This is a genomic window from Streptomyces sp. NPDC004658 (genome assembly GCF_040609555.1).
Classification (GTDB): Bacteria; Actinomycetota; Actinomycetes; order Streptomycetales; family Streptomycetaceae; genus Streptomyces.
In genome coordinates this window covers 51336-62679 of record NZ_JBEXKG010000033.1, presented here as the reverse complement: position 1 = coordinate 62679, position 11344 = coordinate 51336, and the positions used below count along the sequence as shown (strand labels likewise).

Genomic DNA, 11344 nt, shown 5'->3' with positions numbered 1-11344 from the left:
CGAGCGGCCAGGGGGTCCACGCTGATGATGCTGACCTGCCAGCCGCGCTCGCTCAGACCACGTACGAGATCATCCCCGGGCCCGTCACCGGGTCGACCGGGTGGCCGGCGACCGCGATGATCGCGTCGCCGGGGCGGACGGCGACACCGGGTGCGGCGAGCGGGGAGCGGGCCTCGGGGTCGGAGGTCTCCGACGGCAGGATGCGGTCGATGCGCCAGCTGCCGTCCTCGTGGCGGGAGATGTCGGCGCCGAGCAGGCCGTGCCGGGCACGGCGGCCGGAGCCGCCGCGCGGGATGACGTAGGCGTGCGAGGTGCCGAGCTCGCCGTGCACCTCCCAGAGCAGGTCGACCAGGTCGCTGTGGGTGGCGAGGCGGGCCAGGAGCGGGCGGTAGCGGGCGAGCACGCCGTCCCAGTCGGTGCCGCCGAGGTCGGGACGCCAGAAGTGGTCGCGCATGAGGCGGCCGGTCTCGTCGTACATCTGCCGCCACTCGGCGGCCGGGTCGACGGTCTGCCGGACCCGGGCGAGGTCGACGGTGACGCTGGTGTCGCCGTCGTCGTCGGTGCCGGTACGGCGGTCGCTCGGTACGACCCGGAGCCGGCCGTCGGCCCACAGCAGGACGCGTTTGCCGTCGCCGCTGACCTCGAAGTGGTCGGCTTCGGAGGCGAGGTGCTCCAGACGGCGCTGGGCGAGGTCGTACCGCTCCAGCTCGGTGTGCGGGTCGGGGTCCTCGGGGTGGGCGCGGGAGGCGCCGAGGACGCCCTGCACCGGGTGGCGCAGCCACAGGACGCCGTCCTTGGCGGCCCGGAGCGTGGAGTAGCGGCCGGCCTCGACCGGGAAGGGGACGATGCGGTCGGCCAGGCCCTCCAGGTCGATGCGGGTGGTCGGCGTGCCGTCGCCGTCGGGGGTCTCGTCCTTGTCGGGGGTCTCGAAGGGGCGGCCGTGGCGCTGCGGACCGAACGGCGAGGGCGTGGTGGCGGCCAGCGTGATCAGGTGCGGGCGGGCGCCGACCACGAAGGCGAGGTCGAAGACGTGCTCGTCGTAGACCGGGTCGAAGGCGCGGTTGGAGAGGAACGCGAGGTGTTTGCCGTCCAGGGTGAAGGCGGGCGCGTAGTCCTGGAAGCGGAGCGGGGTGGCCTCGGTCACCGACAGGTCGGTGGTGTGGGCGACGCGCAGCTGGGACAGCGGGCGGGGGCCGGGGTGGGACCAGGCGAGCCAGGCGGAGTCGGGGGAGAAGGCGAGGCCGGAGACCTCGCCGTCGTCGCTGCGGTCGACCTCGCGGACCTCGCCGGTCTCGCGTTCGACGAGCAGGAGTCTGCCGTCGTGCGCGGCCACGGCGGCCCGGCTGCCGTCGGGTGCCATGGCCAGTTCCAGGACCCGGCCCAGCTGCCCGGCGGCGAGCCGGCGCGGCGGGGCACCGGGCACGGTGCCGGTCGCGGGCGCGAACTCCAGGGCGTCGTCGCCCTCGGCGTCCGTCACCCACACCGCCCACTCCTCGCCCTCCGCGCGGAACGCGCGCGGCATCCGGGCGCGCACACCGGGGGTGGCGGCCAGGGCGCGGGCGGGGCCGGAGCGGTGGGTGACCCAGTGGATGCCGCCGCGCACGCAGACGGCGCTGCCGCGCGCGGTGTGGTCGGGGGCCGCCTCGCCGAACCAGCGGGCGGCGTTGACCGGGTACGGCCGCAGGTCGGCGCGGGGTCCGCCGAGCCGTACGTCCAGCCGGCGCGGCTCGGCGTCCTCCAGGTCGTCCAGGAGCCAGAGTTCGCCGGCCGAGCTGTAGACGACGCGGGTGCCGTCGCCGGCCGCGTGGCGGGCGTAGAAACCTCCCCCACGCTCGGCTCCGCTCGCGCGGGAGGTGCCCCCAAGCGGTGTGTGCCGGCGCAGGTCGGAGCCGTCGGCGAGGGAGGAGTACAGCGCGCCGGTGCCCTCGTGGTCGGAGAGGAACGCGATCCGGTCACCCACCCACACCGGGCACTCGATGTTCCCGTCGAGGTCCTCGTGCAGCCGGACGAACTCGCCACCGCCGTCCCGGTCGATCCACAGCTTGCCCGCCGTGCCGCCCCGGTAGCGCTTCCAGTGGGCGGCCTCGCGGCCCATCGGCGCGGACAGCAGCACGGTGGCCGGGCCGAGGGCCACATCGCCGACCGGGCCGTACGGCAGGGTCTCGGCGGGCCCGCCGTCCAGCGGGACGGCGTGCGCCCAGGTGTGCCGGAAGCTGTGCCGGCCGTGCGCGCCGAGCGCGAGCACCCGCCCGTCCTGGGTCCAACCGCGCACCTCGGTACGGCCGTTGCCCCAGTACGTCAGCCGCTCGGCGGGGCCCCCGTCGACCGGGGCGGCGTGCACCTCGGGGGCGCCGTCCCGGGTGGAGGTCCAGGCGAGGTGCCGGCCGTCCGGCGATATCCGGGGCCGGGTCACCGGCCTGTTGTCGGCGCTGACCCGCCAGGCCCGGCCGCCGTCGACCGGCGCGAGCCAGACGTCGTCCTCGGCGACGAAGGTCACCAAGTCGCCGTGCAGATGGGGGAATCGGAGATATGCGGAGTCTGCCGTCGTTCCGGTCGAAGCACCCTGGGTCACGCCGTCACTCTACGCAGTGACCGGTGCGCCCGCTCCCGGTTTCGGATCACTTGCCCGGCACGGGCCAGACGGTGCGGGTGACGGTGACGGTCACCGTCGGCCGTCCCCCGGTGGGCGGCCGGTACGTCGGGCCGGGCGTGGCGGCGCAGTCGCCGAGTCCGTCGACGCGGAACACCTGTCTGCCGTCGACCCTGGCGGTCAGGTCCCCGCGCACACAGGCGCCGTCGACGGCCTTGGTCACCAGCCCCGCGACGACGATCTTCCGCCCGTCGCCCGTCTCGCCCCGGCAGTCGACGGAGACGACGGTGGTCGCGCTCGGCGCGGGCGAGCCGCCGCGCGCGCCGTCGTCGCGGTAACCGCCGGTGCAGTTCAACCAGTTGACGTTCACATGCCGGTGTTCCAGCGCGGCGGTCGCGGTCCGGTCGGTGGTGTGGGCGACGGCCGCGGACCCCAGCCCGCCACCGGGCTGACAGGCCACGACGGCCCCGCCGCCCACCGCGACGAGTCCCGCCACGCCCACCAGGCGCGCCCGACCCCGCATCCGCCTCGAAACCCCCATGCAGGGCAGCGTGCCACCGGCCCCCACCGCGGGGAAGCCCGGATACGGCCACTCACCCGTTCGGGTGGGAAACCCCCGAAGGGGGGCGGGGAACCGCGCGCCCGGCCGCGACCGAGCGGCAGCCCGAGGACCGCGCATGGGATCGCGGCGCGCCCCGGCGCAGCCGCCGTCAGCCGCGCAGCAGCAGCCACTCCTGGAGTTCCACCAGGTTGCCCTCCGGGTCCTTGAGGTGGGCCACACGCATGCGGTCGGTCATGGCGGCCGGCCCGCGCAGCAGGGTCGCGCCCCGGGCGGCGATCTCCGCGCAGTAGGCGTCGAGGTCGTCGACGCGCAGGACGACCAGGGACCGGTGGCCGGTGGCGGTCCCGCCCAGCTCGGACAGGATCTCCGCCATCATCGCCCGGTCCTGGAGGGCGATCCCGGCGGATCCGGTGTGCGGGCTGAACTTCTCGTACGGCCCCTCCGCCGCGCCGGACTGCGGCTTGAGCCCGAGGACGTCGGCGTAGAAGCGGTAGCAGGCGGCGAAGTCGGTGACCAGGAGCCGGACCTGGGCGAGTTCCACGGTGTCTCCGGGGGTCAGGACCAGCGGCCGGTGCGGCCCAGCAGCAGGGCCACGGCGGCGGTGCCGGCGGTGGAGGTGCGCAGGACGGTGGGGCCGAGGACGCAGGCCTTCGCGCCCGCCTCCTCGAAGAGCGCCAGCTCGTCCCGTGAGACACCGCCTTCCGGACCGACGACCAGGACGATCTCGCCCTCGGTGGGCAGTGCGGCGGTGGCCAGGGGCTCGCTGACATGGTCGAAGTCGGAGTGGAGCACGGCGGCGAAGTCCGCCGCGGCCAGCAGTGCGGCGACCTGCTTGGTCGTCGCCGGCTCCGCCACCTCGGGGAACCGCAGGCGACGGGACTGCTTGCCGGCCTCCCGCGCGGTGGCACGCCACTTGGCGAGCGCCTTCAGCCCCCGCTCGCCCTTCCACTGGGTGATGCACCGGGCGGCCTGCCAGGGCACGATCGCGTCGACGCCGGTCTCCGTCATCGTCTCCACGGCCAGCTCGCCGCGGTCGCCCTTGGGCAGGGCCTGGACGACGGTGATGCGCGGGCTGGGCTCGGGTTCCACCGGGAACTCGACGGGCTCGACCACCAGGTGGTCCTTCCCCGACACGCTGACGACGGCCCCGGCCGCGCCCCGGCCCCTGCCGTCGGTGAGCACCACGTGCTCGCCCGGCTGCAACCGCCGTACGGAGACCGCGTGCCGTCCCTCGGGGCCCTGGACGTCGACGACCGAGCCGGGGCCCACGCCCTCCAGCGAGTCGACGACGAACACCGGCGCGGTCATCGGGGACCGCCCTGGGCCGACAACGCTGTCCGGGCCTCGGCGAGTTCGGCCGCCAGCACCTCCACCAGCCGGCCCGCGGGCAGCTCCCGGGCCATCCGGTGGCCCTGCCCGGCCCACATGGCCATGCCCTGCGCGTCCTCGGCCTTGGTGGCGGCCTTGCGCAGGGGCGCGGTGAGGTGGTTGACCTCGGGGTAGGCGGCGGGGGCGTACGGGCCGTGCTCGCGCAGGAAGCGGTTGACCAGCGCACGGGCCGGGCGGCCGGTGAAGGCGCGGGTCAGCTCGGTGCGCGGGAACAGCGGGTCGGTCAGCGCCCGCTTGTGCAGGGGGTGCGCACCGGACTCGTGGGTGGCGACGAACGCGGTGCCCAGCTGGGCGGCGCTCGCGCCCGCCGCGAGGACGGCGGCGATCTGGCCGCCGCGCATGATGCCGCCGGCGGCGACGATCGGGAGGCGCACGGCCTCGCGGACCTGCGCGACCAGCGACAGCAGGCCGATGCCGGCGCCGTCGTTCTCCGGGAGGTCCCGGTGGGTGCCCTGATGTCCGCCGGCCTCCACGCCCTGCGCGATCACCGCGTCGGCCCCGGCCCGCTCGACCGCGCGGGCCTCCTCGGCGGTGGTGGCGGTGACCAGGGTGAAGGTGCCGGCGCGGCGGAGCCTGTCGAACACCTCGCGGCGCGGCACGCCGAAGTGGAAGGAGACCACCGGTACCGGGTCGTCGAGCAGGACGGCGAGCTTGGCGTCGTAGCCGTCGTCCCGGCCGCTGTCCGGGTCACCCAGCTCGGTCTCGTACCAGGCGGCCTCGCCGGCCAGCTGGTGCGCGTAGACCTCGACGGCCCCGGACTCGGCGTGCTCGGGCTGGGGCATGAACAGGTTCACGCCGAAGGGGCGGCTGGTGAGCCCGCGCAGCTGCTTGATCTCCTGGTACATGCCGTCGGCGGTCTTGTACCCGGCGGCGAGGAACCCGAGGCCACCGGCCTCGGAGACGGCGGCGGCGAGCTGCGGGACGGAGACACCGCCCGCCATGGGGGCCTGCACGATCGGGTGGGGGAAGAGATCGGTCAGCGCGGAGGACATGACCGCATGGTGTCACGTCCTCCGTACAAGTCCGAATCCGGGCATCCCCCGGCATAGGCCCGTGGCATACGGGGTGCCGAGGCGCCCCGTACGTCACCGCTCAGCGCCCGTTGAACGCGTCCTTCAACCGTGAGAACAGCCCCTGCTGACCGGGCTGGAACTGGCCCTGCGGCCGTTCCTCGCCGCGCAGCTTGGCCAGCTCGCGCAGCAGCCGCTCCTGCTCCGGGTCCAGCTTGGTCGGCGTGGTCACCTCGACGTGCACGACCAGGTCGCCCCGGCCGCCGCCGCGCAGATGCGTCACGCCCCGGCCGTGCAGCGGGATCGACTGGCCGGACTGGGTGCCGGGCCGGATGTCGACCTCCTCCAGGCCGTCCAGCGTCTCCAGCGGCACCTTCGTGCCGAGGGCCGCCGCCGTCATCGGGATCGTGACCGTGCAGTGCAGGTCGTCGCCGCGCCGCTGGAACGTCGGGTGCGGCAGCTCGTGGATCTCGACGTACAGGTCGCCCGCCGGGCCGCCGCCGGGGCCGACCTCGCCCTCACCGGCGAGCTGGATCCGCGTGCCGTTGTCGACACCGGCCGGGATCTTCACGGTCAGCGTCCGCCGCGAGCGCACCCGGCCGTCGCCGGCGCACTCCGGGCACGGGGTCGGGACGACCGTGCCGAAGCCCTGGCACTGCGGGCACGGGCGGGAGGTCATGACCTGGCCCAGGAAGGACCGGGTGACCTGGGAGACCTCACCCCGGCCGCGGCACATGTCACACGTCTGGGCGGACGTGCCGGGCGCCGCGCCCTCGCCGTTGCAGGTGTTGCAGACGACGGCGGTGTCGACCTGGATGTCCTTGGTGGTCCCGAAGGCCGCCTCGTCCAGCTCGACCTCGATCCGGATCATCGCGTCCTGGCCGCGGCGGGTGCGCGAGCGCGGCCCGCGCTGCGACGCCGTACCGAAGAACGCGTCCATGATGTCGGAGAAGTTGCCGAAGCCGCCGGCCCCGAAGCCGCCCGCGCCCGCGCCGCCCGACTGGGACAGCGGGTCGCCGCCGAGGTCGTAGACCTGCTTCTTCTGCGGGTCCGACAGCACCTCGTAAGCGGCGTTGATCTCCTTGAACCGCTCCTGGGTCTTCGGGTCCGGGTTGACGTCCGGGTGCAGCTCGCGCGCGAGCCGGCGGAACGCCTTCTTGATCTCATCCTGCGACGCGTCGCGGCGCACGCCGAGAACGGCGTAGTAGTCCGTGGCCACTTACGACTCCGCCAGGATCTGTCCGACGTACCGTGCCACTGCGCGTACCGCTCCCATCGTTCCCGGGTAGTCCATGCGGGTCGGTCCGACCACGCCGAGCTTGGCAACCGCCTCGCCGCCCGAACCGTAGCCGACCGACACGACGGAGGTGGAGTTGAGTCCTTCGTGGGCGTTCTCGTGGCCGATGCGCACGGTCACGCCCGGGTCCTTGGCCTCGCCGAGGAGCTTGAGGAGCACGACCTGCTCCTCCAGGGCCTCCAGGACGGGCCGGATCGTGAGGGGGAAGTCATGCCCGAAGCGGGTCAGATTGGCGGTGCCGCCGATCATCAACCGCTCCTCGTTCTCCTCCACGAGTGTCTCCAGAAGAGTGGAGAGCACCGTGGAGACCGTACCGCGGTCCTCCGGCTCGAACGCCTCCGGGAGGTCCTCGACCAGCTTCGGCACGTCCGTGAACCGGCGGCCGGCGACCCGGCTGTTCAGCCGCGCCCGCAGATCCGCCAGGGACGCCTCGCCGAACGGCGCCGGGCAGTCGACCATCCGCTGCTCGACCCGGCCGGTGTCCGTGATCAGCACGAGCATCACGCGCGCGGGAGCCAGCGAGAGCAGCTCCACGTGCCGGACCGTGGACCGGGTCAGGGACGGGTACTGCACGACGGCGACCTGCCGGGTGAGCTGGGCGAGCAGCCGCACGGTCCGGGCCACGACGTCGTCGAGGTCGACGGCGCCCTCCAGGAAGTTCTGGATGGCCCGGCGCTCCGGCGCGGTCATCGGCTTCACGCCCGCCAGCTTGTCCACGAACAGCCGGTAGCCCTTGTCGGTGGGGATCCGCCCCGCACTGGTGTGCGGCTGGGCGATGTACCCCTCCTCCTCCAGGGCCGCCATGTCGTTGCGGACGGTCGCCGGGGAGACGCCGAGGTTGTGCCGCTCCGTGAGCGCCTTGGAACCGACCGGCTCCTCGGTGCCCACGTAGTCCTGGACGATGGCGCGCAGTACCTGAAGCCTGCGTTCACTCAGCATTCGCGCGCACCTCCAGCACGTCGTCCCCTCGTCCCTCCGGGTCGTCCGCCTGGCACTCTTCCCTCGCGAGTGCCAGCGTTCCCCGGCCCAGTGTACGGCTGCCGGGTACACCCAGGGCAAGGTCGGGCCGCCGTACCGGCTCGTACCGCTAGCGTCGCGGGTATGACCGTGACTTGGGAAGAGCTGGGGTGGGAGCGGCTGACCGCCGGGGTGGGCCGGTGCCGGCTCCCGGGCTGGGACTGCACGGTGGGGCTGGTCCTGGGCGAGGGTACGGCACTGCTCGTGGACGCCGGTTCGAGCCTCGCGGAGGGCGCCCGGCTGCGCGCCGGGGCCGAGCGGCTGGCGGGCGGCCGTGTGACCCATCTCGCGCTCACCCATCCCCACTTCGACCACGTCTTCGGCGCCGCCGTGTTCGCGGGGGCGGAGGTGTACGGGGCGGTGGGCCTGGACGCGGTGTTCGCGTACGAGCGGGCGGACCTGCGGCTGGACGCGATCCGCAACGGGCTGCCGGTGGCCGACGCCGACGAGGCGGTGGACGCGCTGGTCCCGCCCCGGCACGCGGTCTCCGGCGAGTGGACGCTCGACCTCGGCGGCGGCCGCCAGGCGCTGCTGGCCAACGTGGGCCCCGGCCACACCGCGCACGACCTGGCCGTGCTGGTCCCGGGCGACCCGGAGGTGGTGTTCTGCGGCGACCTGGTGGAGGAGTCCGGCGAACCCCAGGCCGGCCCGGACGCGGTCCCGTCCCGCTGGCCGGACGCGCTGGACCGGCTGCTGGCGCTCGGCGGCCGGGACGCGCTGTACGTGCCCGGTCACGGGGCGGTCGTGGACGCGGGGTTCGTCCGCCGCCAACGGGACGCCCTGGCAACGCGGTTCGGCGTGATCTGAGCGGCTCTTCTCCGGGGTTCCGGCGTGTCGTACGCCTCGCCGCGCGGCTTCTCCTATCGTCATCCGAATGCGCCAGTACTCCGCCGACCTGACCCCACCGTGGAAGAAGCCCAAGCCCGTACCGGAGGTCCCGGCCGAGCCGGGTCTGGTGGTGGAGGAGCCCGGCACCGGGTTCTGCGGCGCGGTGATCCGCTGCGAGGCGGGCACGGTGACCCTGGAGGACCGCTTCGGCAAGCACCGGGTGTTCCCGCTGGAGCCGCGCGGCTTCCTGCTGGAGGGCCGGGTGGTGACGCTCGTCCGCCCCGCCTCCTCGACCCCGGCACGTCCCACCCGCACGGCGTCCGGCTCGGTCGCCGTCCCCCAGGCACGCGCGCGCGTGGCCCGCGCCGGCCGCATCTACGTGGAGGGCCGGCACGACGCCGAGCTGGTCGAGAAGGTGTGGGGCGACGACCTGCGGATCGAGGGCGTGGTCGTGGAGTACCTGGAGGGCGTGGACGACCTCCCGTCGATCGTGGAGTCCTTCGCCCCGGGCCCGGACGCGCGCCTGGGCGTCCTGGTGGACCACCTGGTGCCGGGGACGAAGGAGTGGCGGATCGCGCAGTCGGTGACGAGCGAGCACGCGCTGGTCGTCGGCCACCCGTTCATCGACATCTGGCAGGCGGTGAAGCCGGCGTCGCTGGGCATCGAGGCGTGGCCGGCGGTGCCGAAGGGGCAGGACTGGAAGACGGGGGTGTGCCGGGCGCTGGGCTGGCCGGCGGAGAACACCGGGGCGGTGTGGCAGGCGATCCTGAAGCGGGTGGGCTCCTACAAGGACCTGGAGCCGGAGCTGCTGGGCAGGGTGGAGGAGCTGATCGACTTCGTCACGGGTAGCGGTGGGGCCTGACGTCGGGGAACGTTCCGAACTCGGTGGTGTCCAGTTCGACCCCGAGAACCTCCAGGGGCACCGGATCGCCGAACTTGACGATCTCCTGGCTGAGGTAGTCGGCGTCCTCCCCCTGGCCCGCCGGCTTCGTCAGCAGAACGCACTGGGCCATGATCGGGTCGACGACGAGGTAGGCAGGGATCTTCCCCGCCGCGTAGATCGAGCGCTTGACCACGTAATCCTGGTGGACGCGCTGTACTTCGAGACGACCTCCAGCACCATCGTGATCAGCCGACTGGGCAACAGCCGCCCCGAACCCGGCAGGACGTCGGGCGAGATGACCACCAGGTCCGGCACCGGCTCGCTCGACTCACCGGCGATGTCGACGTCCTGGGTCTGAAGGGGGTACCACCGCTCAAGGGGCATCTGCCGCTGTGTGTGCAGCTCGTCCACAGCGGTCATCTCCGTGGCCTCCACATCCGCCGCGTCCCACGGCGGCAGCCCACGAACCAGGTTAGGGACCGAACCGGCGTTCCGGGGGGATCCACCCGCCGGGGTTGATCAGTCCACCAGGTCCCGCACCACCGCGTCCGCCAGCAGCCGCCCGCGCAGGGTCAGCGCGGCCCGCCCCTCCTCGTACGGCCCCTCCTGGAGGAGCCCGTCCGCCAGCGCGCGCCGGGACGCCGCGAGCCCCTCCTCCTTCAGCAGGGACAGCGGGACCCCCTCCCGCAGCCGCAGCTCCAGCAGGATGCGTTCCACGCGCCGGTCCTCCTCGGACAGCAGCTCACGCCCGGCACCCGGCGAACGCCCCGCCGCGAGGGCCGCCGCGTACGCGCCCGGGTGTTTCACGTTCCACCAGCGGACCCCGCCCACGTGCGAATGGGCGCCGGGGCCCGCGCCCCACCAGTCCGCGCCCCGCCAGTACAGCTCGTTGTGCAGGCAGCGGCCCGCCCCGGAGGTGGCCCAGTTGGAGACCTCGTACCAGTCGAAGCCCGCCGCGCTCAGGGTCTCCTCGGCGATCAGGTACCGGTCGGCGTGGACGTCGTCGTCGGTCATCGGGATCTCGCCCCGGCGGATGCGGCGGGCGAGCTGGGTGCCCTCCTCCACGATGAGCGCGTAGGCGCTGATGTGGTCCGGTCCGGCGCCCAGGGCGGCCTCCAGGGACGCCCGCCAGTCGTCGTCGCTCTCCCCCGGCGTGCCGTAGATCAGGTCGAGGTTGACGTGCTCGAAGCCCGCCGCCCGCGCCTCCGCGACGCAGCGCTCGGGGCGGCCGGGGGTGTGGGTGCGGTCGAGGACCTTCAGCACGTGCTGCCTGGCGCTCTGCATGCCGAAGGAGATCCGGTTGAAGCCGCCCTCGCGGAGGGTGGCGAGGTAGGCGGGGTCGACGGACTCCGGGTTCGCCTCCGTGGTGATCTCCGCGTCCGGTGCCAGCCCGAACTCGTCCCGGATCGCCGCGAGCATCCGTACGAGGTCGTCGGCGGCCAGCAGCGTCGGCGTACCGCCGCCGACGAACACCGTGCGGACCTCGCGCGGGTCGTCGCCCAGCACCTTCCGGGCCAGGCGGACCTCGTCGGTCAGCGTGTCCGCGTAGTTGTCCCGGGAGGCCAGCACCCCGCCCGTGCCGCGCAGCTCGGTCGCGGTGTAGGTGTTGAAGTCGCAGTAGCCGCAGCGGGTCGCGCAGTACGGGACGTGCAGGTAGAAACCGAGCGGGCGGGCGGCGGCCCCGGTGAGCGCCTGCGCGGGCAGCGCGCCGTCGGCGGGGACGGGCTCGCCGTCGGGGAGTGCGGAAGGCATGCCTTCCATTGTCCAG

General features: G+C 74.0%; 9 protein-coding genes and 2 pseudogenes. 2 read left to right on the top strand and 9 right to left on the bottom strand.

Annotation, left to right across the window (positions count from 1 at the left end; all coding sequences use genetic code 11):
• Positions 1-73 precede the first annotated feature (73 nt).
• The 7 genes and pseudogenes from ABZV94_RS14770 to hrcA form a co-directional block, all read right to left on the bottom strand.
• Positions 74-2497, bottom strand: a pseudogene (locus tag ABZV94_RS14770) (PDZ domain-containing protein); the annotation flags it as partial.
• A gap of 121 nt (positions 2498-2618) precedes the next feature.
• Entirely contained in the window at positions 2619-3131 is a 513-nt protein-coding gene (locus tag ABZV94_RS14765; protein ID WP_356340630.1) for a hypothetical protein, read from the bottom strand.
• 169 nt (positions 3132-3300) lie between these two features.
• Positions 3301-3693: a VOC family protein gene (locus ABZV94_RS14760; RefSeq protein WP_356340629.1), complete on the bottom strand. Its 393-nt coding sequence runs from the start codon at positions 3691-3693 to the stop codon at positions 3301-3303.
• 14 nt (positions 3694-3707) lie between these two features.
• Positions 3708-4460: a 16S rRNA (uracil(1498)-N(3))-methyltransferase gene (locus ABZV94_RS14755; RefSeq protein ID WP_356340628.1), complete on the bottom strand. Its 753-nt coding sequence runs from the start codon at positions 4458-4460 to the stop codon at positions 3708-3710.
• Positions 4457-5533 (bottom strand): nitronate monooxygenase, encoded by a 1077-nt coding sequence (locus ABZV94_RS14750; RefSeq protein WP_356340627.1) that lies wholly within the window; start codon positions 5531-5533, stop codon positions 4457-4459. The genes ABZV94_RS14755 and ABZV94_RS14750 overlap by 4 nt, the downstream gene beginning before the upstream one ends.
• A gap of 100 nt (positions 5534-5633) precedes the next feature.
• Positions 5634-6770 (bottom strand): molecular chaperone DnaJ, encoded by a 1137-nt coding sequence (gene dnaJ, locus ABZV94_RS14745; protein ID WP_103810769.1) that lies wholly within the window; start codon positions 6768-6770, stop codon positions 5634-5636.
• Entirely contained in the window at positions 6771-7787 is a 1017-nt protein-coding gene (gene hrcA, locus ABZV94_RS14740; protein ID WP_356340626.1) for a heat-inducible transcriptional repressor HrcA, read from the bottom strand.
• 162 nt (positions 7788-7949) lie between these two features.
• Between hrcA and ABZV94_RS14735 the strand changes: the two genes are divergently transcribed.
• Positions 7950-8672 carry an MBL fold metallo-hydrolase gene (locus ABZV94_RS14735; protein ID WP_356340625.1) on the top strand — a complete coding sequence of 241 codons (723 nt, stop codon included), beginning with the start codon at positions 7950-7952 and terminating at the stop codon, positions 8670-8672.
• Positions 8673-8739: 67 nt separating this feature from the next.
• Positions 8740-9555 carry a DUF3097 domain-containing protein gene (locus tag ABZV94_RS14730; RefSeq protein WP_356340624.1) on the top strand — a complete coding sequence of 272 codons (816 nt, stop codon included), beginning with the start codon at positions 8740-8742 and terminating at the stop codon, positions 9553-9555.
• Here the strand turns inward: ABZV94_RS14730 and ABZV94_RS14725 are convergent.
• Both ABZV94_RS14725 and hemW read right to left on the bottom strand, forming a co-directional pair.
• A pseudogene (locus ABZV94_RS14725) lies at positions 9533-10035 on the bottom strand (Uma2 family endonuclease). The gene ABZV94_RS14730 and the pseudogene ABZV94_RS14725 overlap by 23 nt on opposite strands.
• Positions 10036-10095: 60 nt before the next feature.
• Positions 10096-11328: a radical SAM family heme chaperone HemW gene (gene hemW, locus ABZV94_RS14720; protein WP_356340623.1), complete on the bottom strand. Its 1233-nt coding sequence runs from the start codon at positions 11326-11328 to the stop codon at positions 10096-10098.
• Positions 11329-11344 lie beyond the last annotated feature (16 nt).

Coding starts and splice junctions, on each gene's coding strand:
- hrcA (WP_356340626.1), bottom strand. CDS start 7,787: ATGCTGAGTGAACGCAGGCTTCAGGTACTGCGCGCCATCGTCCAGGAC.
- ABZV94_RS14755 (WP_356340628.1), bottom strand. CDS start 4,460: ATGACCGCGCCGGTGTTCGTCGTCGACTCGCTGGAGGGCGTGGGCCCC.
- ABZV94_RS14730 (WP_356340624.1), top strand. CDS start 8,740: ATGCGCCAGTACTCCGCCGACCTGACCCCACCGTGGAAGAAGCCCAAG.
- ABZV94_RS14735 (WP_356340625.1), top strand. CDS start 7,950: ATGACCGTGACTTGGGAAGAGCTGGGGTGGGAGCGGCTGACCGCCGGG.
- hemW (WP_356340623.1), bottom strand. CDS start 11,328: ATGCCTTCCGCACTCCCCGACGGCGAGCCCGTCCCCGCCGACGGCGCG.
- ABZV94_RS14765 (WP_356340630.1), bottom strand. CDS start 3,131: ATGGGGGTTTCGAGGCGGATGCGGGGTCGGGCGCGCCTGGTGGGCGTG.
- ABZV94_RS14750 (WP_356340627.1), bottom strand. CDS start 5,533: ATGTCCTCCGCGCTGACCGATCTCTTCCCCCACCCGATCGTGCAGGCC.